Origin of the sequence: Streptomyces sp. NPDC001922 (assembly GCF_042891165.1) — a bacterium.
Classification (GTDB): domain Bacteria; phylum Actinomycetota; class Actinomycetes; order Streptomycetales; family Streptomycetaceae; genus Streptomyces.
This window is the reverse complement of record NZ_JBIASV010000001.1, coordinates 358439-378240: the sequence shown is the minus strand read 5'-3', so window position 1 is coordinate 378240 and position 19802 is coordinate 358439. Positions and strand designations below refer to the sequence as shown.

19 protein-coding genes and 1 pseudogene are annotated in these 19802 nt (G+C 70.8%); 9 read left to right on the top strand and 11 right to left on the bottom strand.

Annotation, left to right across the window (positions count from 1 at the left end):
• Positions 1-224 precede the first annotated feature (224 nt).
• Complete coding sequence (locus ACFYYR_RS01640) at positions 225-857, top strand: hypothetical protein (protein WP_388845649.1); 633 nt, start codon at positions 225-227, stop codon at positions 855-857.
• 353 nt (positions 858-1210) lie between these two features.
• Positions 1211-1696 carry a gamma-glutamylcyclotransferase family protein gene (locus tag ACFYYR_RS01635; protein WP_388845646.1) on the top strand — a complete coding sequence of 162 codons (486 nt, stop codon included), beginning with the start codon at positions 1211-1213 and terminating at the stop codon, positions 1694-1696.
• A 739-nt stretch (positions 1697-2435) separates the two neighbouring features.
• Here ACFYYR_RS01635 and ACFYYR_RS01630 read toward each other — a convergent pair.
• The 3 genes and pseudogenes from ACFYYR_RS01630 to ACFYYR_RS01620 all read right to left on the bottom strand — a co-directional run.
• Positions 2436-2644: pseudogene (locus ACFYYR_RS01630) on the bottom strand (transposase family protein); the annotation flags it as partial.
• A gap of 44 nt (positions 2645-2688) precedes the next feature.
• Positions 2689-3234, bottom strand: coding sequence for a hypothetical protein (locus tag ACFYYR_RS01625; RefSeq protein ID WP_388845644.1), 546 nt, complete (start codon positions 3232-3234; stop codon positions 2689-2691).
• A 403-nt stretch (positions 3235-3637) separates the two neighbouring features.
• Entirely contained in the window at positions 3638-4024 is a 387-nt protein-coding gene (locus tag ACFYYR_RS01620) for a hypothetical protein (protein WP_388845642.1), read from the bottom strand.
• 316 nt (positions 4025-4340) lie between these two features.
• On the opposite strand from ACFYYR_RS01620, the gene ACFYYR_RS01615 reads away from it, so the two are divergent.
• The 5 genes from ACFYYR_RS01615 (at position 4341) to ACFYYR_RS01595 (ending at position 11142) form a co-directional block, all read left to right on the top strand.
• On the top strand, positions 4341-4781 hold the full coding sequence (locus ACFYYR_RS01615; RefSeq protein WP_388845639.1) for a hypothetical protein: 441 nt from the start codon (positions 4341-4343) through the stop codon (positions 4779-4781).
• Positions 4782-5060: 279 nt separating this feature from the next.
• Positions 5061-6773 carry a sensor histidine kinase gene (locus ACFYYR_RS01610; protein WP_388845636.1) on the top strand — a complete coding sequence of 571 codons (1713 nt, stop codon included), beginning with the start codon at positions 5061-5063 and terminating at the stop codon, positions 6771-6773.
• Positions 6766-7500, top strand: a complete 735-nt coding sequence (locus tag ACFYYR_RS01605; RefSeq protein ID WP_388845633.1) for a response regulator — start codon at positions 6766-6768, stop codon at positions 7498-7500. Before ACFYYR_RS01610 ends, ACFYYR_RS01605 begins: the two co-directional genes overlap by 8 nt.
• 187 nt (positions 7501-7687) lie before the next feature.
• Positions 7688-8470 (top strand): ABC transporter ATP-binding protein, encoded by a 783-nt coding sequence (locus ACFYYR_RS01600; RefSeq protein WP_388845630.1) that lies wholly within the window; start codon positions 7688-7690, stop codon positions 8468-8470.
• Positions 8471-8577: 107 nt separating this feature from the next.
• Positions 8578-11142, top strand: a complete 2565-nt coding sequence (locus ACFYYR_RS01595) for an ABC transporter permease (protein ID WP_388845627.1) — start codon at positions 8578-8580, stop codon at positions 11140-11142.
• Positions 11143-11801: 659 nt separating this feature from the next.
• On the opposite strand, the gene ACFYYR_RS01590 is transcribed toward ACFYYR_RS01595, so the two are convergent.
• A complete protein-coding gene (locus tag ACFYYR_RS01590; RefSeq protein WP_388845624.1) occupies positions 11802-12248 on the bottom strand; it encodes a hypothetical protein in 447 nt (148 codons plus the stop codon).
• A gap of 199 nt (positions 12249-12447) precedes the next feature.
• Between ACFYYR_RS01590 and ACFYYR_RS01585 the strand changes: the two genes are divergently transcribed.
• The gene (locus ACFYYR_RS01585; protein ID WP_388845621.1) at positions 12448-13305 is read left to right on the top strand and encodes a maleylpyruvate isomerase family mycothiol-dependent enzyme; all 858 of its coding nucleotides are present in this window, start codon (positions 12448-12450) and stop codon (positions 13303-13305) included.
• A gap of 189 nt (positions 13306-13494) precedes the next feature.
• Here the strand turns inward: ACFYYR_RS01585 and ACFYYR_RS01580 are convergent, their stop codons facing one another.
• The 3 genes from ACFYYR_RS01580 to ACFYYR_RS01570 form a co-directional block, all read right to left on the bottom strand.
• A complete protein-coding gene (locus ACFYYR_RS01580) occupies positions 13495-14163 on the bottom strand; it encodes an HAD family hydrolase (RefSeq protein ID WP_388845618.1) in 669 nt (222 codons plus the stop codon).
• 446 nt (positions 14164-14609) lie between these two features.
• On the bottom strand, positions 14610-15122 hold the full coding sequence (locus ACFYYR_RS01575; protein WP_388845616.1) for a hypothetical protein: 513 nt from the start codon (positions 15120-15122) through the stop codon (positions 14610-14612).
• Between the two features lie 66 nt (positions 15123-15188).
• On the bottom strand, positions 15189-15719 hold the full coding sequence (locus tag ACFYYR_RS01570) for a DUF6328 family protein (RefSeq protein ID WP_388845615.1): 531 nt from the start codon (positions 15717-15719) through the stop codon (positions 15189-15191).
• Between the two features lie 307 nt (positions 15720-16026).
• Here ACFYYR_RS01570 and ACFYYR_RS01565 point away from each other — a divergent pair, with 307 nt between their 5' ends.
• Entirely contained in the window at positions 16027-16704 is a 678-nt protein-coding gene (locus ACFYYR_RS01565; protein WP_388845612.1) for an endonuclease, read from the top strand.
• A 235-nt stretch (positions 16705-16939) separates the two neighbouring features.
• Here ACFYYR_RS01565 and ACFYYR_RS01560 read toward each other — a convergent pair whose 3' ends face one another.
• From ACFYYR_RS01560 to ACFYYR_RS01545, 4 genes are all read right to left on the bottom strand, one after another.
• The gene (locus ACFYYR_RS01560) at positions 16940-17587 is read right to left on the bottom strand and encodes a hypothetical protein (RefSeq protein WP_388845609.1); all 648 of its coding nucleotides are present in this window, start codon (positions 17585-17587) and stop codon (positions 16940-16942) included.
• 38 nt (positions 17588-17625) lie between these two features.
• Entirely contained in the window at positions 17626-18402 is a 777-nt protein-coding gene (locus tag ACFYYR_RS01555; RefSeq protein WP_388845607.1) for an FkbM family methyltransferase, read from the bottom strand.
• On the bottom strand, positions 18399-18608 hold the full coding sequence (locus ACFYYR_RS01550; protein WP_351506439.1) for a Trm112 family protein: 210 nt from the start codon (positions 18606-18608) through the stop codon (positions 18399-18401). The genes ACFYYR_RS01555 and ACFYYR_RS01550 overlap by 4 nt, the downstream gene beginning before the upstream one ends.
• A 114-nt stretch (positions 18609-18722) precedes the next feature.
• Positions 18723-19790 (bottom strand): hypothetical protein, encoded by a 1068-nt coding sequence (locus ACFYYR_RS01545; RefSeq protein WP_388845605.1) that lies wholly within the window; start codon positions 19788-19790, stop codon positions 18723-18725.
• Between the last annotated feature and the right edge of the window lie 12 nt (positions 19791-19802).

Sequence of the window (19802 nt, the reverse complement as noted above, 5' to 3'; positions counted from 1 at the left end):
GCCGTGATCGACCCACCTCCGCTCGAGCGGAGGTCAGCCGCGGCACGTGCAGGCGATGTACGCCGAGCTCCAGTTCTCTCCGCGCGAGCGGAGGTCAGCCGGAGACCGCCCGTACCGCTGCCGCCCGTCGGCAGTTCGCGTGATCGTCCTCAAGCGGGCACCTGGGCACCCCCTTGTGTACTACGTCTACACCGGATATCCGGTCTAAGGAGGGGACGACGGTGATGGAGCGGTCTACCGACTTCACGTTCGGCATCCCGTGGATCATGAACTTCTTCCACCAGGACTGGACACTGGACGCAGCTTCGGAACCAGAAGCTGTGAGCAACCAGTTTGTCGAGGAGCTGCACCCGGCATCGGTGCTCCTGGTCCGCCGGGACGCTCGATCCCTGCTCAAGGGACTTCCCGCCAAGCACATCACCGTGCTGTGGGAAGCATGCGCGCAGAACGGCGAGTACTTCTTCCGGCACGACAGGGTCCCGGACGGCGCCGAGTGGATGCGACAGGTGATCCAAGTATGCGAGGACTGGCTATCCCACCGCCCGGACACACCGACACTCACCGGCCCTGACCTGGACGAGGGCCGTGGACTGGCCGATGAGGTCCTGTCCACGGTGACGGAGTTCAACGGCATCCTCGACCAGAAGGTGACCGCCGCACTGGCCGAGTGCGTCCGCGGCTGTACTCCCGATCTCGCCTTCCGCCTGCTGCTCCAAGCCCTGCCCGTCAAGAGCGCCGCGATGTTCCCGGACGCCGTGAACGTGTCCGAGGCCCAATACGCAAGGCTGGAAGCCCTGGGAAGAGCGTTCCACTACGGGGAGTTCGTAGTAGGCGACGTCAAGCACCTCACCGAATAGGCCAGCGCCCGAGGAGCTCGCACTCACCACTGGAGAACCACCGTCGGCCCGCATCCTTCGTCAAGGGTGCGGGCCGACCGCGCGCCCTGGCCTCAGAACCGCTATCCGTTGCTGATGTGTGGGCAGGCCGGGAAAGGTAGCCGCTTCGATTGCGGCGATGACCAAGGCGGCGCGCCTGTGATCACGGGGCGGGCGGAGAGCGCCACAACCCTGACGTGCATCATCGATAACCAGCCGGCGCACGATGCATACCTGCGGTGGGGGTACTCGGTGATGGGGGAGATCAAGCACGCCCCTGAATCGCCAACCTACAACGCCATGTATCTGCCCGGCTCGTGACGACTCGAATGACTATGTACCAACCAACCGCTCAGCCCGCGCCGGTCCCGGGGGCTGCTACTCGCCGGGACCGTTTCTCGCCCGAGGGCACTGCCCTGTTCGCATACGGCACGCTTCAGTTCGATTCGGTTCTCGAAGCTCTGATCGGCCGGATACCTGAGCGCCTCAAGGCCAGTGCGTCCGGTTGGCGCGCAGCTTCTCTGGCCGGGCGCGTCTATCCGGGGCTCGTAGCGGCCCCCGGCTTCACGGCGCCCGGCGTGCTGCTCGCCGACCTCAGCCGGAGGGAGTGGGCGATTCTCGACGCCTTCGAGGACGATCGCTACGACCTGCGCGAGGTTTCGCTGACCTCCGGCGGGCGCGGGCTCGCTTATGTGTGGCCGGACGGCGAGGTATGCGACGAGGTCTGGGATGCCGAGGAGTTCCGGGCCCGTCATCTCCAGGAATACGCCGCTCGGTGCGCGCGGATCGTTCCGAGACTGGCCGCCGAAGCTGGCCAGTGAACCGAGCCGTGTTCGAGGGGCCCTCCGACCGGAGCCGTGGAACCCGGCGCCCACCCGGCGCGACAGCCGGGCCATCAGCCTGGCCGATACCAGCCCGAAGAACCGAAACGGCCCGCCGAAGAAGCCGACGGGCCGTCACGAAGGATCGAGGCTCGCGTCGAGAGAGGAGGCGTGCCTCGTAGACCCTTACCCGTTTACACGGGCGCAGAGCCTGGGGATCCAGCCCTTGTGCCCCTTCCACGTCACGCCCACCCACGCGTTGTCCTTGTCGCCACAGGCCCGGTACGTGCCGCCCTTGTACGCAATGTTGCCCCGCGGCTTGACGCGCGTGCCCTTCGGCATGATCCCGTAAGAGGTGGACTGCGTGGTCTTCTTCGCCCGTACATTCACATTCGTGATCACGGTGTACGTCGGGGTCTCCGCGCTGGCCGAGGCGGCGAAGGGAAGCCCGCCAGCCAAAACTGCCCCTACTACGGAGGCAGTTATTGCGAGACGCTTGACCGGTTGCATGGTGATGTCTCCCTGCGCCAAGAGTAGTCGATCTTGTTCAGTGCGCATCATACGGGCGCTTCCAATCCATCAACCCAGGGAGGCATCTCGCTGGACTCCCAGCTCAGCGTGAGGGTCACCGACTGGAAGTCCGCCTTGGGGGCCGCGTGCCCGGCGGCGCTGCCGCGCACCGTCGTCGTCCACAGCCGGACCATCGCCCCGTGAGCGCCGAAGTCCAGGAGGGATGCCGTGGGGCTAGCTGGCGCAGTGTCAGGTTGGTTCGCCAGTACGCGGTGACCAGCAGCACCCGGTCTTCCGGCGGTAGTGACCAAGCCGCCCTCGACCAGTTCGCTCAGCACCCCGGCGCAACATAGCGGTCAGCCTGCGGAAGTCGCGCGGCCGCAGCCCGCTGAGCGAGGCTGTCCAATGCGGTTCCGACGCCTTGATCACGCCAGACATGTGAAGAGATCGTTCCACATCTGTGGACCTCGGAAGGCCGCGAATCAGCCGCAGCGGCTCTCCCCTGGCTCCACGGAGCCCACCTGTTCCATGCGCCGGATCTCCCGCTCTGCCGCTTCCAAGTGTCCAAGGTCGAGGGCCATCGCAGCACGCCCGGCGACGTAGAAGACATCCTGGCGGATCCGACAGTCCAACTCCGGTTGGCGGCACAGGGCCAGAAACCGCACCTCAAGACTGAGTTCGATGCCGACCATCTCGTCCCGGACGCGGACCGGGAGTGCTGCGTGCCGGAGATCCTTGGCGTAGTCACGCGTCTGCCGGTCGGCCTCGTCCGGCCGGGGTTCCACGGGGCGATAGGGGTGACCGGCCCACTCCGTGTCAGCCCACCAGACGAGTTCGTCCAGGTGCTCCGAGGCGGCCACCAAATCCGGGGGCGAGGTGGAGAGGGCCGCGTCCGCGCCGGCGATCAGCTGGGCGAGACGGCATCGCGCGTCGTCGTCCCCCGCCACGCACATCGCGATGAAGCCCGACAACACGTCGAGTCTGCGCGACACGTCCGCCCGCTGCCAGATCTCGTACAGTCCCGCCATCCACCGTTCCCCCTTCGCCGACCGCGTCACCGCGCCCCGAACTCTACGACCTGCTCCCGGCGTCAGGGCCAACGGTTTCCCTGGGCTCAGCGAACGAACCGCAATCGGCTCGGTGCGGCGCACGATCTCCTCGCACAGCTCGTGTGTCCGCGAGCGGGGCTTCCTGATGGTTGTGGGACAGCCCTTAGCGGGCGGGCGGGCGAGCCGGAGTCGGGCATGTCGTCTTTCAATCCCCTGCTACTTGTCTCTGCGACTCGCAACGTAGCTCTGATTTCGCCGGGCACCCCGAGGTCGTGACGCATGGCATCACCCATGGCGTGGATCAGCGGCCAGAGTGCCTGCTGCGCCTCCGCGGCCGTCTGCAGCGTCTCGCCCAGCCGCGGGTTCCCCTGCTCCTGACGCTTCACCGGCCATAGACACGGGTCAATGCCCCATTTGCCTCCTGGGCCGCCGCGAGTACTGCACCAGGGGCAATCATGATGGCCTCGGACCAGCCATTTCGCTGAGCGTCCTTGGATTCCTCCAGCGTGCGCACATCTTCGTCCGCGACTGCACGATCCCGGATGACGTAGAGGTGTCGACTGAGGGCTGTAGCGAATTGCCGAGCATCGCGGTGCAGGTCGGTATAGATCCTGCGGCGCAGCTCGCGATCCTCGCGCGCCTCCTGGATAGCGCGGCTCAGTTCCAGCTCGCGCTGCTTGGTCCGGTCGGCACCGCGCTGAGTGAGCAACGCGCCCCCGAGGGTTCCTGCAACCCCAACTATCGCGATCAGTGCGGCTCCCATGTCCATGAGCAGCACTCTAGGAGGAGGATCGGGGCTCAGGAGGGGACGGTTTTGGGTAACAAGCTAAGGCGGCAGTCCTGTTCACAGCTATGTTCCGTTCTCGGGTCAGCGCAGCCCGATCGTTGTTCAGCCACAGCAGCAGCGGTGCGAAGACGGACGGCGATCCGCACGACGCCGATCGTGAGGAGGGCGCCGCCGAAGACACCTCCGCCCCACATCACAAGCAGTGTGCTCGCCGACCGGGTCACACGTGCTGGTGACACGGAGTCGGGCCCGGATACTGTCGGTTGTGGTTGCCGGGCAGTTCGCGGGAGGAGGCGGTATGCCGATGCTGAGTCGTCAAGAAGTTGAGGTATATGTCGAGTTCTACGCCTTGTGGGCGGAGAATGCGGACGAGGAGGGGCCCGGCGAGAGCCCTGAGCCTGCAATGGAGCTCCTGGAATCTCGGGAGGGCCGGCTCGTCCTCAGAAGCGGCGGTCATACACACCGGGCTTCCGTTACCGCAGAGGTGTGGGACGGCACCCCACCGAAGGACGAGCGGCCCTGGGAGGCGAGCGCCGAAGCGGAGTGGCTCTGCCCTTCGGGAGAGGTCTCGCTGTGGTCGTATGGCGGTCCCAGCGACCCGGTGGTGGAGCTGGGGGAGGCGGGCCTGCGGTGGCGGACACGGGCATACGTCACCGGGCAGGAACGGGTGAGGGAACTCGCGCAGCAGGAGGTGCCCGCGGGCGTGGAACAGTTCCTGCTGCAGTTCTGGCCGGCGTAACGCTGAGCGCGGCTGGACCCGGAGCCGGGTCCAGCCGGTCAGGCCGGGTTCGTTGTGGCTTGCGAGGGTGGGGGTGTACGTCTCGGGGGCCGGGCGGCCTGCGTGGGAGAGCTGCCGCGGCTGACCCCGTCGGCCCCGCTCGCATCCCCTTCCGCCCGGCAGGGGATGCGGGCACCACCGAGTTCCTCTGCCCTTCGGTGGGGCCTCTGCCTTTGGGTAGAGGAGGGTCGTCCCCAAGGTGCAGGGAGTCCCCGAAGGAAGACCCCGATAATCGGCTTTATGCCGTCCAGCGCTCCACCTGCCACCGAGAACCGCCGTACCCGAAGCCCCCTCGCCGGGCCCGGGGAGAGCGGATGGCAGCTGTTGCGGGCGGCGGGTGAAGCGGTCCTGGCCGGGGCGCTGATGCTGCTCGTCTACACGGTTGAGTCGAAGACCGATGAGAGGCTGCAGGGCGCAGCGGTGGCCCTGGGGCTCGTCGGCATCGTGCTGGTGCTGGTGCGGCGCCGGTTCCCGGTGGTCAGCGTGCTCGGGCTGGCGGTGCTGATGGGGGTGGTGCCCGCTGTGGCGCTGCTGACCGCGGTAGCCGTGTACACCGCGGCCCGGCAGTTGGAGACGTCGCGGCAGCGAGCCGGGCTGTTGTTCGGTGCGGCTGCTGTAACGGTGGTCACCTGCGTGGCGTCCGCGCCCGTGCTGGAGATGGGCAGCAGGTCGTTCGGTCTCATGCTGAGTGCGGTGCTCGCCACCACCACGGTGGTCATTCCCGGGCTGGTGGGCACCGTCGCGGGACAGCAGGATCGGCTGCTGCGGGCATTGCGGGAGCGCACGGCCGCCGCCGAGGAGGCGGGGCGACTGGCAGACAGCGAGTCCCGCATGCGCGAGCGGTCGCGGATCGCGGCGGAGATGCACGATCTGGTCGGGCATCGCCTGAGCCTGGTTTCCCTGCACGCGGGCGGGCTGGAGATGGCGCTGTCCAAGGAAGCGCCCGGACTGCAGGACGAGGCCGCCGTGGTGGGCCGTGCCGCCCGGGACGCGATGCAGGAGCTGCGGGAGGCGCTGGGCGTACTCGGCCCGCTGGAGCGGGACACCGGCACCGATGCGCTGACCGACGCGACGGGCACCCGCGCGGACATCGAGGCGCTGGTCGAGGAGTCGCGCGGCGGCGGCATCCCCGTCGCGTTCTCCTGGGAGGGGCCCGATCTCGACGCCCGGCCGGCCCGGGTGCGGCGGGCGGTCCACCGTGTGGTGCGCGAGTCGCTCACCAACGTCCACCGGTACGCGGCCGGGGCCCATGTGACCGTCGCCGTCCGCCACGCCGACGAGCGGGTGGAGGTGGCGGTGCGCAACGGCGTGCCGCCCGTGCAGCCCACCGCCACGACCGGGCTCGGCTCCGGGCGCGGGCTGATCGGCCTGCGGGAGCGGGTGGCGCTGCTCGGCGGCGGCCTGGAGGCACACCGGACGCCCGGTGGCGGCTTCGTCGTGGCGGCCGATATTCCCGCCGACCCCGGGCCCGGCGCGGAGGCGGCGGACACGGCCCCGTACGACAGCAGGCCGGCCACCGTCGACGGGCCCGGCAGCGGGCTCTCCGCCCTCCAGCGGCGCCTGGCCGGCGCCGTCACCGGGCTGCTCGGCCTGGCGGGGGTGGGCGCGATGATGCTCTTCGGGGTCGTGCTGGTGCACTATGCGCACGACGGTTCCGAGCACCGGACCCCTGAGAAGCCCCGGGTGGGGATGGCCAGGGAGCGGGTGGAGCGCTCCGTGGCACCGGACGACCACGGGGCGCGCGCGGCCGCTGCCGGGCGCGAGCCGCCGCGGCCGGCTTCCGCCACGGACTGCCTGTACCCGTACCCGCGCGGGATTCCCAGGGGCGGGCGGCTGGAGATCGTCCGCTACTGCTTCCGGTCCGACATCCTGATGGCGATCGACCGCTTCACGGTCCCCATGGTGACCGAAGAGGCGACCGAACCACCCCGTGGGAGAAGGACGCATGACTGACCAGGCCAACTCCGCCGACTCCGGGGCAAGTTCCGCGATCCGGGTGCTGCTCGCCGATGACGAGGAGATGATCCGGCACGGCGTCCGGCTGATCCTCCGGCACGCCGATGGCATCGAGGTGGTGGCCGAGGCGGCCAACGGTGCCGAGGCGGTCCGGCTCGCCGCCGAGCTCCGGCCCGATGTGGTGCTCCTTGACATCCGCATGCCCGTACTCGACGGGCTCGCGGCCGTCGAACCGCTGGTCGTCCTGGGCCCCGCGCCGCAGGTGGTCATGCTCACCACCTTCGGCGACGAGGAGAACGTCCTCCGGGCCCTGCGGGCGGGGGCCACCGGCTTCCTGCTCAAGGACGAGGGGCCGCAGGAGCTGATCCGCGCGGTACGGGCGGCGGCCGCGGGGGACGCGGTCCTCTCGCCCGGCGTCACCGGGACCGTCGTCCGGCGGATGCTGAGCGGCGGCGGGGCCGCCGCCGGGGCCGCCGCTGGGGATGGCGCCAAGGTCGCCGCCGGGGTCGCCGCCCTGGACAGCCGGGTGGCGGGGCTGACGGACCGGGAGCGGGAGGTACTGGTCATGCTGGGGGAGGGGCTGTCGAACCGGGAGATCGGCGGGCGGCTCGGTATCGGTGTGGGGACGGTCAAAACCCATGTCCGGTCGGTCCTGGGGAAGACGGGGTGCGGCAGCCGGGTACAGGCGGCACTACTGGCGCACCAGGCCGGGCTCATGGGCTGAGCCCCCCCGGCCAGGGCCGTCGGGTCTCTCTTTGGACAGAGAGGCCATGGGCCGTGAGGGTGACGCGGCCGCGGCGGGTCTGTCCTTCGGCAGGCGGCGTATTCCCGACCTGAGAGCGACTTATGCGGGGGTGGGCCGCGGCCACGATGGTCGGGAGTTCCGCACCGCACCACCGCGAGGAGTCCCCATGTCGCAGCCCGCCACCCCCGAACCTGGCCTCCGGGCCCCCTTGGGCGCCGCTGCTCGCGCAGCGGAGCTGACCAAGGTCTATGGCGAGGGCGAGACCCGCGTGGTCGCCCTCGACGCGGTCTCTGTGGAGTTCGGCCGTGGTCAATTCACCGCGATCATGGGGCCGTCCGGCTCCGGCAAGTCGACGCTGATGCACTGCATGGCAGGGCTCGACTCGATCTCCAGCGGGTCTGCTCGTATCGGTGACACCGAGTTGTCCGGACTGGGCGACCGGCAACTCACCAGGCTCCGGCGGGAGAGGATCGGCTTCGTCTTCCAGGCGTTCAATCTGCTGCCCACGCTGGATGCCCTGGAGAACATCACGCTTCCCCTGGACATAGCCGGCCGCAAGCCCGACCAGGAGTGGCTGGAGCTGATCGTGGGGACCGTCGGCCTTTCCGAGCGGCTGCGGCACCGTCCGTCGCAGCTGTCCGGCGGCCAGCAGCAGCGCGTGGCCGTGGCTCGCGCGCTGGCCGGACGGCCGGAGATCGTCTTCGCGGACGAGCCGACCGGCAACCTCGACTCCCGTTCCGGCGGGGAAATCCTGTTCTTCCTCCGACAATCGGTACGCGAGCTGGGGCAGACGGTGGTGATGGTCACCCACGATCCGGTGGCCGCCTCCTACGCGGACCGGGTGGTCTTCCTCGCCGACGGGATGCTCATCGGCGAACTGTCCGACCCCACCCCCGAAGCCGTGCTCGACCGTATGCGGCTCTTCGACACCGAGGCACGGACGAGCTGACGCGTCCCGCTCGCACGGCTTTCCCTCCAGCACGGCTCCCTCCCGTTCGGCTTTCCTCCCGCACGGCCTCCCTGTCCCGACCGCGTACCTCCAGGACTGGCTCCGACATGCTGCGTACAGCTCTGCGCAACGTCCTTGCGCACAAAGCCCGACTGCTCATGACCGCACTCGCGGTCCTCCTCGGTGTCGCCTTCGTCTCCGGCACCCTTGTCTTCGGCGACACCGTCGCCGGCTCCTTCAACAACGCCGCCGCCCGGAGCCTCAAGGGCGTGGCCCTCTCCGTACGGGCCGATGACGCCTCCGGACCCGGCGGTTCGGAAGGCAAGCCGGTCACCGTCCTCGACACGGAGCTGGCGCGGAAGATCCGCACGCTGCCCGGGGTCGCCTCGGTGCGCCCCACCGTCAACGGCTCGGCCACCCTGGCCGGCAAGGACGGCCGTCCGGTCAACGCCGACAACAACTGGCAGAACCTGGCCACCAACTACCTGCCCGGCAAGGACGGCAAGGACGGCCACTTCCCGCTGAAGGAAGGCCGCGGCCCCACCGCCGAGGGCGAGCTGGCGCTGGACGCCAAGACCGCCGAGAAGGCCGGCTACCGGATCGGCGACACCGTCCGCTTCGCCACCGACGGGCCCGCCCTGACCAAGAAGCTGGTCGGCATCGTCTCCACCGACGACCCACGGGTCACCGTCGGCGGCACCCTCACCCTCTTCGACACCCCGACCGCGCAGAAGCTGTTCCTTCACGCCGGTCGGTTCGACGAGATCACGGTCGCGGCCGAAGCCGGTACCGACGAGCGTGCGCTGACCGACCAGGTGCAGGCGCTGCTGCCCGAGAAGGGCGCCAGGGCCACCAGCGGCGCGGACCTGGCAGCCGAGCAGTCCGGGCAGATCACCCAGGACAACGGGTTCTTCGCCACGATACTGACGATCTTCGCCGGCATCGCGCTGTTCGTCGGCGCGTTCATCATCGCGAACACCTTCACCATGCTCATCTCCCAGCGCAGCCGCGAGATCGCGCTGATGCGGGCCGTGGGCGCCTCGCGCCGCCAGGTCGTACGCTCCGTCCTCGTCGAGGCCGCCCTCCTCGGCCTCGTGGCCTCGGCCACCGGATTCGCGCTCGGCCTCGGCATCGCCGCCGCCATGCGCCCGCTGCTCAACGCGGGCGGAGCCGGTTTGCCCGACGGGCCGCTGGTCATCACGCCCGGGACCGTTGCCTCTTCGCTCGCGGTCGGCGTCCTCGTCACCGTACTGGCCGCCTGGCTGCCGTCCCGCAAGGCCGCGACGATCGCCCCCGTCGAGGCCCTCAGCAGCGTCGACCAGGCCCCACCAGTGCGCGCCCTGGTGATCCGCAACGTGCTCGGCACCCTGCTCACCGGGGCCGGGGTGCCGGTGATGTTCTACGTATCCACGTTCAAGACCATCTCCCAAGACGACGTGACGATCGCGATGCTCGGCTCCGGGCTGACCGTGAGCGGCATGATCGTGCTGGCCCCGCTGCTCTCCCGGCCGCTGATCACCCTGGCCGGCAAGGTCACCACCCGCTGGTTCGGCGTCAGCGGCAAGCTGGCCGAGGAGAACGCGCTGCGCAACCCGCGCCGCACCGCCGCCACCGCATCGGCCCTGATGATCGGGCTCACCCTGATCACCGGTCTGACCGTCGCCGGGCACTCCACCCAACAGGCCAGGGACAAGCAGTTCGCCCACGGACTGACCGACTATGAGGTCTCCAACAGCTCCCACGGCGGCGGTCTCGACCCGGGCGCGGCCGACAAGGTCGCGAGGGTGCCCGGGGTAGCCGCGGCCGCCCCCGTCGACTCGACGCGACTCGGCACCAAGAGCGGGCCCGCCGTCATCACCGGCACCGCCCCCAAGGCGTTCGGCAAGACCGTGGGGCTCGACTTCCGCGCCGGGTCGCTGCGTGACATCGGCCCCGGGAAGATCGCGGTCTCCGACGGGTTCGCCGCGAAGGCCGGCCTCGAACTCGGCGCCACCCTCGAGGTCGGCACGGACACCGGCAGGACCGAGAAGAAGAAGCTGACGGTCGTCGGCGTCTACGCCCAGACCCGCGCCGAGAAGGACGCACTGGCCACGCTCGCCGACGTGCTCCCGTACTCCGACACCAAGGAGCTCGACAAACTGCTGGTCAAGGCCGAGCCCGGCAAGGCCACGGGCCTTGAGCGGAAGATCCGCGCCGCGCTCGGCGACAGCCCCCTGCTGAAGGTCCAAAGCCGCGAGCAGGTCGTCAAGACGGAAGGCGGCTCGATCAACACGGCCCTCAACATGATGTACGGGCTGCTCGGCATGGCCGTCATCATCGCGATCCTCGGCGTAGTCAACACCCTGGCCATGTCGGTCTTCGAGCGCACCCGCGAGATCGGCATGCTGCGGGCCATCGGCCTCGACCGCTTCGGCATCAAGCAGATGGTCCGGCTGGAGTCGGTGGTGATCTCACTGTTCGGCGCGGTGCTCGGGATCGGCACGGGAATCTTTCTGGCCTGGGCCGGAGGCAGCCTGATGGCGTCGTCGATGCAGACGTACGAGATGGCGCTGCCGTGGGGGAGGCTGGCGATCTTCCTGGTGCTGGCGCTGGTCGTCGGAGTCCTGGCCGCGATCTGGCCGGCCCGCCGGGCGGCCCGCCTGAACATGCTGCAAGCGATCCAGTCGAGTTGAGTCACGAGCCGGCACCCCGACCGGGCCGCGTCGGGGTGCCGCTTGCGCTGCCGTGGCGCCGCGATCCGCCCCCGAACAGCCCCCGAACAGCCCCCGAACAGCCCTCTGAATACCGGAGCGCGACCTACCAGCGGTCGCCGCCCGAGACGTTCCCGACAAGTCAAGGAGATCCCCGTGTCCACACTGTGCACAGCTCCTGCTCGTCGAGGCCGACGGAAGGGCAGTCCGGTGACGGGTGCACGCGCCGCCACCTTCCTCACCGGCATATCGCTGATCGGCTCCTCCCACCCCGCCCGCGCTGCCGACGGCAACACGTTCTTCAAGCAAGATCCGGGCTGACAAGGCGTACTTCTCCGCCGACCACCTGGCCTGGCTCCGCGGCCGCGGCCTGATCCTCGCATTGCGCGTCCGGGAATCGAGTCCGGCGAGCGGCTCGGCCGCCACCGCTGGAAGATCGAGCGGTCGATCGCCTGGCTGTTCGGCTACCGCCGGCTCACCGTCCGATACGAACGCAAGGGCAGTCACTTCCTCGCCCACCTCGGCCTCGCCGCAAGCCTGACCTGCTACAAGACGCTGGCAAAACTCACCACGTGAGACACCCTCCAAGGGTCTTGCAGGGGGACGTTCCAGATCTGCTGCCCCGGGATGCTGGTGACACGCTAGCTGGAATTCCTCAAGTGCCTTGCCCCGGTCCCGGAAATTGCGCGATGCAAGGGAAGTGAGAACGCGACGACGAACAGGCCGAACAGGTTGATGAACAACAGCCCGTCAGGACGCAACAGCCCTGCAGGGTCATCCCGCAGCCACTGCCAGTTGCCCATCCAGTTCGCGCACATGTCCATCCCCATCACAGAGACTGCCAGCCAGATGCCTTCCCTTCGTACGAGTCCCACCAACACGCCGACCAGTGGATCGAGAACCACCAGACTGACGAAGAATATCTGCAGGGGAATCCACTGAAACGCTGTATAAGCGTGGATGCCGCCACGGGCCAGATCGAAAACGTGGGCACAGAATCCTTCAAGGAACCCGATCAAGTACACCGTGAGAGCCCATCTCACCCATAACGGTTGCCTGCCCCACCGTTCCCGCAGTTCGATTATCACCGGCCAACCCTACGTGCGCGACACCTGTCGCACAGCCCTGCCGACATCACACCCAGCTGACCAGGCACATCATGACGAGCACCGGCTGCTACTAGGCCAAAGCGTGCCTGACGGAACGTGGAATCGATGGATCGACCCAGGTCGCCTCAAAGAGTGGTAATCACTGGTGGATCGAGCATTCAGTTGGCAGCCTGTGGCCATGAACTCGAAGCTCAATGAGGTTCCCGGCTACTCCTGGCTCGGTTCGCCGATCGATGCCCGGCGGCTGTTCGCTCCGGAGCAGGCGGCGCTGATGGCCACCTTGCGGGGGCTGGAACCTGCCGACTGGCGTAACGAGGCGGTGCCGGGCTGGACTGTGCGTGATCTTGTCGCGCACCTTCTCGGCGACTTCTACGGACGCCTCAGTCGCGACCGCGACGGCCACCAGGACGGGGTCGCCTTCGCACCGGGCGAGACCCTGGAGGCGTTCATCCACCGCATCAACCAGGAGTGGGTCGAGGCTTACCGCCGGGTCAGCGCCGCCGCGCTCACCGACACGTTGGATCTGGTCGGCGGGCAGGTGGTCCGCCTCTTCGAGACCACCGACCCCGAGAACGCTTCGTTGGGAGTGTCCTGGGCCGGTGTCGACCCCGCTCCCATGTGGCTCGACAGTGCGCGGGACTTCACCGAGTTCTGGACTCATCGCCAGCAGATCCGCCATGCCACCGGTCAGGACACCGATCCCAGCCCGCGCTTCCTGTCCGTGGTCCTGGACACCTTCATGCGAGCTCTGCCCCACACTCTGCGCAACACCTCTGCCCCGTCCGGTACACAGATCCAGGTGCACGTTGGCGGCCCGGCCGGCGGCACCTGGACCGCCACCGCCATCGACGGCCGCTGGTCCCTGGCCGAGCCGGGTACTGGTCGGCCCGTCACCCGTGTCAGCCTGGATGCGCCGACCGCGTGGCGGCTGTGCACCCGTGGGATCTCACCAGCGGTCGCCTTCTCCAGGACCCGGATCGACGGTGACCGTCAACTAGCCGAAGCAGCTTGCCAGATCGTGTCCATCGTCTATTGACTCCGACGCTAATCCGGCCGCGGCTTATGGATGGCACTTCAGGTACAGAGCCACAGCCGGATCGCAGCGACCGCCTTCGGCACATGCGGTTTCAGCCTGGCGCCCACTCCACGTTGCGCAGCATCTTCCAGCACTTCGTCTCGCGAAGACGTGCTCGACGGTCCCGTGATCACACCGGCCGCAACGGGATCATCCCATTTCGGCAGGCCCCTCCGCCTGGGCGAAGGTGAGGATGTCGGGTACCGCTTCGCGCAGGCTCGCGAAGTGACGGTGCACGCCGGCCACCGCAGCCGCGGTGTTGACGCCCCATACCGTCATGCCGGCCCGCAGCCCTGCTTCGACTCCGGATGGGGCGTCCTCAATGACCAGGCAGTTCTCCGGCTCGGCGCCGAGTTGCTCGGCGGCGTGCAGATAGGGCACGGGCGAGGGTTTACCTTCCTCCACCGCGGCGGCGTCCACGATGACGCACGGGACCGGCAGACCGGTCCGAGTGAAACGCCCGCGCACCCGGTGCTCATAGTTGGAGGTCACGAGCGCCCATGCCCCCGAGGGCAGAGCGCCCAGCAGCTCCGACGCACCATCGAAGGCCGCGTAGACACCGGACCGGACATCCTCGTCCTCCAGTTCGTGCAGCGCCGCCAGGCACTCTCTTGGATCCTGGTCCGGAGCCACCTTCGCGAAGGTCTCCATCGGCCGCGTCCGCAGCGCCACCCGGTAGACCTCAACCGCGTCCAGTCCGTATCGCCCCGCCCATGCGGCCCAGACCCGACGCTGGTTGTCCACGGCGTCGATCAATGTGCCGTCGACATCAAAGAGGACGCACTTCCTGGGGCCGAGCTGCACAGGCTTAAGGGTCACACCGTGATCATGTCAGGGAGCCCTGAAGATCATCTTGAAATGGTCCTCAGAGGTCATCTCACGCCCCGGGCCCCGGGCCAGTGAACCGCCGTGTCTTGGCCGCCACGGTGTCGCGTATGTCGATGTCAGCGATCTTCCGCCGTGCTGGACGGCCCTGGCCTGGCGCGGCCAGGACCGTGACCGGCCCGCCGTCATCGCGCTGCGGCAGGCGACCAGGGCTGTGCTGGACCGCGAACGCTCGCGGTAGGCGCCCACCCCCGCACGCGCAGTGGGCGCTTCCCCCAGGTACCGGCGGAGCCGGGGCTGCCGAGGCCCCGGCCCCGCTGCCCGCTGCCCGTTGCCCGGGCACCGGCGCCTCGGGAGCGGCGGGCCGCCGGGGAGCTGGGCGGGCGGTCGGTCGGCCTCAGCGTCCGGCTGACCCCGGCTGACCCCGGCCTCAGCCGGGGTCAGCCGGTCCGCTCGGGCGCGTGCGTGGGGTCGAACACCCGTGACGCGGCGGCCAGGCGCAGGCTCTCCAGCGTCTCCGACTGGTCCTCGGCCCGGTGCAGCAAGTGCTCGATCCGGTCCGCGTCCAGGCCCGGATACCGCGCCGACAGACCGAGGAGGGCGCGCCAGAGTGCCGCCTTCCCCTCGACGCCCAGGCGCAGCGATTCGAGTTCGATGACCGTGCTCAGGCCGGAACGGCGGCGGATCCGGCCGTTCGGCTTGATCCGCCCCGCCTTCTCCGCTGCCCAGCCGCCGTAGATCTTGTACCGGCGGGCGGGGAACCCGAGCCGGTCCATGACGTCGAGCAGCGCCCGCCGGTCCTCCGCGATCTCGTCGGCGATGCGCCGCAGTTCGCCGCCGTGTGCCGTGCCGTGGTGTTCCCGGGCGATACGGCGCGAGAGCTCGGCCCCCGCGGTGGAGCCGCCCAGATGGTCGTTGAGATAGATCCCCAGCAGTGCGGGTGAACGGTCCATGGTGGTCCTCCGGGAAGTTCGGTGCGGAGCGTCCGGTGCGGAGCGTCCGGTGCGGGCGGGCGCGGTTCAGCGGCTCCGTCGCTCGCGGTGCCGCAGCCACACTGGCGGGAGGAACCAGCAGACGCCGAACCAGAGCAGCGCCACGAACGTCAGCCAGACGGCGAGCTGGTTGTCCACGGCCACCCGCAGGATCAGCAGCAGAGCACAGCTGACCGTGCCGAGCAGCAGCACGAGCCCGGTGACGGTGCAGCGCGAGGCCCACTGGACGGCCTCCGTCTTGAGCCGGTGACCGGTGAGGATGCGGTGGAAGGAGACGGGGGCTATCAGGGCCCCGGTGGCCCCGGCGCCCAGCATGATGGTGGTGACGTAGATGCCCTTGTCGAAGCTGCCGAGCTGCGCGAAGCGCGGGGTGAAGGCCACGCTGAGCAGGAACGCCAGCAGAATCTGCACACCCGTCTGCGCGACGCGCACCTCTTGCAGCAGCTCCATCCACAGCCGGTCGGCGCGTTCCTCCCGGCTCTCGTCGCGTCCGGTGCGCCGGACCGCGCCGGAGTCGTCCCGGCCGGATCCGTCGTGTGGCTGGGCGTCGCCACTCATGGCCGGACGGGTTCCCCGACGCTCGGGCCACAAACCGGGACGGCGGGGCCGGTGGGCTGGTGGTCCGAGCGTGCGGAGCCGGTGCTCCGGACGGGGCAGGGCCGGTGATTCCTGAGAAGATCCGGCCGCTGTCCCCGGAGGTGCGGGCCCGGTGCCCCCGGGGTGCGGAGCCGGGCCGTCCGCATGCCTGCCGCGCGGGCGGGCACCCGAGGCACCGGGCCTTCCGGATCGCCGGCCCCACCCCGACCGGTCCCCGGCCCCACCCCGACCGGTCCCCGGCTCCGCCCCGGAAGGGCGGTGAGGCGCGATGAGCGACACCCACGACGATCTGGTGCGGGCCCTGCTCGACCGGTGCGGGCGGACCTACGCCGCCGAGGCCGGGATCGCGCTGCGGAACACCCCCGCCCCGCTCTACCAGCTGCTGGTGCTGTCCCTGCTGCTCAGCGCGCGCATCCGGGCGGACATCGCCGTGTCGGCGGCCCGTGCGCTGTTCGCCGCGGGGCTGCGCAGCCCCCGGGCCATGGCGCAGGCCACCTGGCAGCAGCGGGTCGACGCGCTCGGCGACGGCGGGTACCGGCGCTACGACGAACGGACCGCCACCCAGCTCGGCGACGGCGCCGGCCTGCTGCTCCGGGAGTACGGCGGGGATCTGCGGCGGTTGCGCGAGGGTGGCGGGAGCTACGGCGCGGATCCCGCGCGGCGGCTGCGGGAGGTTCCGGGGATCGGTCCCATCGGGGTCCACATCTTCCTGCGCGAGGCACAGGCCGTCTGGCCGGAGGTCCGGCCGTATCTCGACCGCAAGGCGCTGGACGGGGCCCGGCGCATCGGCCTGCCGGCCTCGGCGAAGGAGCTCGCCGCCCTCGTCGACGAGGAGGATCTGCCGCGGCTCGCGGCGGCGCTGGTCCGGGTCGCCCTCGGCAAGGACGCAGCGGAGGAGGTGCGGTCCGCCGCCGGCCGGGCGGGCGAACCGGCGGGACGGCGCTGAGTGAACGGCGGGACGGCGTCGAGCTGAGCGGTGGCCGAGGGCGTTGAGCGAACCGGCGCAGGCCGGCGATGCGCCGAGCGGCAAGGAAGGGCCCTGAGCGAACCGGCGGCCCGCGCCCCGCCCGGCGGCCCGCACGTCGCCCGGTGGCTCGCTCGCACCCCGCCCGACCGCCCGACCGCTGGTGGCGCAGAGCGGCCGGCGCACGGTCCTGCCCCAGCCGGCGGCCCGGCCGGCGTCAGGGATCCAGCCGCTGGAGCAGGCCCCAGGTGAACTCCGCGACATGGCGGTCGCGCCGGCCCGCGCCGTCCGGTGCGGTGAAGGCGAGACCCCAGCGGGTGGGCGCCGAGCCCTCCATCGGGGTGGCCGGGGCGAACGCCCGCGCCACCTCGTCCACCGTGCAGCACCACGGCCGCAGATCGTCGGTCGTCCGCAGCTCCGGGCCGGCTGAGCCCGGGGCGCGCACCAGCCACTCGTTCCAGACCTGCCCGCCGGGCCCGGTCAGCACCTCGAACCGCAGGTCCGGCCAGAGCGGCAGCGGCCAGCGCAGCGCCTCGCAGTCGAGGTCGCCGACCCGCCGGCGCAGGGTCTGCTCCGGTGGGCCGAGCACCGAACGGTAGCGCCGCACGGCCGCGCGGGCCCGTGGGGAGCGGACCATGGCCTGCCAGCGGCGGTTCGCCTCCCGCATCTCGGCCCGTCCGGTGCCCAGTTCCCGGAGGGCGGCCTCGACCAGCTCCGGCCGGTGGTCGGCCATCCGCCGCAGCAGGACGAGCTGGAACTGCGCGGGGCCGAACGCACCCGAGGAGGCGCCGCTCGCGGCGGGGCCGCCCGGGGACGGCCCGTCCGAGTCGCCCGGGGACGGCCCGCGTGAGGAGGGATCCGGCATGGGAGAACCGTAGCCCGACGACGCCGGGCGCCGGCGGGTCAGCGGCCGGCCGACGGGCGCCTCCCCTGGGGCAGGAACAGGACGGAGTTGACGTAGCGGACGGACCGGCTGTGCGGGGCGAGCGTGCGGCGCAGCAGCCCGTGCTCGGCCACGTGCGCGGTCCTGCGCTGGTGGGCGGCCAGATCGAAGGAGACCAGCGGCACCCATTCCCGTTCCGGCAGCACCCAGCCCCGGTAACCGCGCTCCGCCAGATGCGACAGGACCGGCCCGAAGGGCTGGATGCGGACCTCCAGTTCGACCAGGAGGGCGGGCCGGTCGCGGCGCAGGGTCCGCTCGGCCCCGCGCAGCACCGCCAGTTCGCTGCCGTCCACATCGACCTTGACGAAGGTGACGTCCGTCAGCCCGAGGCCGTCGAGGGACCGGCAGCGCACCTCCACCGCGCTGCCGTGCACCTCGCGGCGCACCAGGGAGGACACCCCGCGGTCGCCGCGGTCGCCCGGGGGCAGCCATAGCTGCGCCTGCCCGTCCTCCTCCGCGGCGGCGGCCTGGACGACCGTCACGTTCGGGGGCGCGGTCGCGGTCAGCAGCAGGGCCAGGTGCGGTACGGGCTCGACGGCGACGACCCGGTCCGCGCGCCGGGCCAGCCGCCGCGACCACGGCCCGTACCAGCCGCCCACGTCCACGGCGGTGCCGCCGGGCGGGCAGAAGTCGTCCAGCCGTGCCAGTTCCGGCTCGAACCGGGGATAGAGCAGGGCCGCCGCGGCGCCGACCCACCGGGGCGGCAGCCGGGGAGCGAGCCGGGCGGCGAGCGTCACGGTCCGCTCCGGCGGGTCAGCCGTGCGTGCTCCTCGTCCGGGACCGGTTCGCCGGAGGAGGGCAGCAGCTGCGGAATGCCGTCGAGGACGGGGTAACGGCGGCGCAGCCGGGGGTTGTAGAGCGCCTCCCCGGCGTCGACCAGCGTCAGCGGTCCCTTGTCGAGCGGGCAGACCAGGATGTCGAGCAGGGGGTCGTCCGGGGTCACGGCAGCTCCTTCCGGTGCCGGGTGTCGCTCTGTTCGGGCGGTGATCCGTTCGCGAGGCGCGACGTTCGCTGGGCGCCTGTCCTGTGCCCCGGTCCGGGGCTTCGGACGGCTGGTTCAGGCCGGGGGCTCCCGCAGCGGCGAGTCCCGTGATCCCCCGGGCGCGACCGCCCGGTCCGGCGCGGCACCGGACCACCCGGGCGCCGCCCCGCCCACGCCGCCGTCGGGCCACCCGGGCGTGACAGCCGGGCTCCTGGCGCCGTCGGACCGCCCGGCGGCGGCCCCGCCCGGCGGCCGGTCGGACCACCCGGGCGCCCCCTCCGGCGCGTCGTGCCGGGGCAGGGCCAGCAGGACGAGGACGGCGAGGGCGGTGCCGCCGAGCCGCAGCACCAGCCGCAGCGGGTCCTGCGGCAGTGGCTCACCGAACGCGAACGTGCCGCTGACCACGGTGAACACGCAGGTGACGGTGGTGCAGACGGGCACGATCAGGGAGGCCCGGCAGCGTTGCAGCGCGGTCTGCGACAGCACCAGGCCCGTGCCGCCGGTGACCAGCAGCAGGTACGGGTACGGGGAGCGGAGCAGCGCGAGGGCCGTACCGGCGGGGTCGGCCGCGTCGAGCAGCCCCGAGACGCCCTTCACGGCGAGCGAACTCACCCCGTACAGCAGGCCCACGGCCACCCCGTACTCCACGCCGGTGGTGGGCAGCCGGTGGCGGTGCCGGGCGCGGCGCTCGGCGGAGGTGTAGAGCCAGAGGCCCGCGCCGAGCGAGGGCACGCACAGCGCCAGCAGCAGCCCGGCGGGCGCGCCGCGGCCGATCGGCTCGGCGCTCCCGGGCAGCGAGCCGACCACCATCAGCAGGGCGAGGGTGATGGCCGCGACGCCCTTCCGCTCCCGCCCGGTGGGCCGTTCGCCGAGGACCAGCGAGGAGAGCAGGAGCAGCAGCACCAGCCCGGAGACGAAGAGGCCCTGGGCGGCGGCGATCGGCAGCGTGCGGTACACCGCGAGCTGCGCGGCGAAACCCAGGGCGAGGGCGACGGACCCGCCGATCCACAGCGGGCTGCCGAGGAGCAGCCGGACGACCCGGGCGGGCCGGTCGGCGCTGAGCCGGGGCAGTCCCGCCAACGCCCGTTTCTCCAGCACGAATCCGCCGCTGTACAGGACGTTCGCCAGCAGCGCGGAGGCCACCCCCCACCACAC

Coding starts and splice junctions, on each gene's coding strand:
- ACFYYR_RS01585 (WP_388845621.1), top strand. CDS start 12,448: ATGAACTCGAAGCTCAATGAGGTTCCCGGCTACTCCTGGCTCGGTTCG.
- ACFYYR_RS01600 (WP_388845630.1), top strand. CDS start 7,688: ATGTCGCAGCCCGCCACCCCCGAACCTGGCCTCCGGGCCCCCTTGGGC.
- ACFYYR_RS01615 (WP_388845639.1), top strand. CDS start 4,341: ATGCCGATGCTGAGTCGTCAAGAAGTTGAGGTATATGTCGAGTTCTAC.
- ACFYYR_RS01635 (WP_388845646.1), top strand. CDS start 1,211: ATGTACCAACCAACCGCTCAGCCCGCGCCGGTCCCGGGGGCTGCTACT.
- ACFYYR_RS01640 (WP_388845649.1), top strand. CDS start 225: ATGGAGCGGTCTACCGACTTCACGTTCGGCATCCCGTGGATCATGAAC.
- ACFYYR_RS01610 (WP_388845636.1), top strand. CDS start 5,061: ATGCCGTCCAGCGCTCCACCTGCCACCGAGAACCGCCGTACCCGAAGC.
- ACFYYR_RS01565 (WP_388845612.1), top strand. CDS start 16,027: ATGAGCGACACCCACGACGATCTGGTGCGGGCCCTGCTCGACCGGTGC.
- ACFYYR_RS01595 (WP_388845627.1), top strand. CDS start 8,578: ATGCTGCGTACAGCTCTGCGCAACGTCCTTGCGCACAAAGCCCGACTG.
- ACFYYR_RS01575 (WP_388845616.1), bottom strand. CDS start 15,122: ATGGACCGTTCACCCGCACTGCTGGGGATCTATCTCAACGACCATCTG.
- ACFYYR_RS01605 (WP_388845633.1), top strand. CDS start 6,766: ATGACTGACCAGGCCAACTCCGCCGACTCCGGGGCAAGTTCCGCGATC.
- ACFYYR_RS01625 (WP_388845644.1), bottom strand. CDS start 3,234: ATGGCGGGACTGTACGAGATCTGGCAGCGGGCGGACGTGTCGCGCAGA.
- ACFYYR_RS01570 (WP_388845615.1), bottom strand. CDS start 15,719: ATGAGTGGCGACGCCCAGCCACACGACGGATCCGGCCGGGACGACTCC.
- ACFYYR_RS01560 (WP_388845609.1), bottom strand. CDS start 17,587: ATGCCGGATCCCTCCTCACGCGGGCCGTCCCCGGGCGACTCGGACGGG.
- ACFYYR_RS01620 (WP_388845642.1), bottom strand. CDS start 4,024: ATGGACATGGGAGCCGCACTGATCGCGATAGTTGGGGTTGCAGGAACC.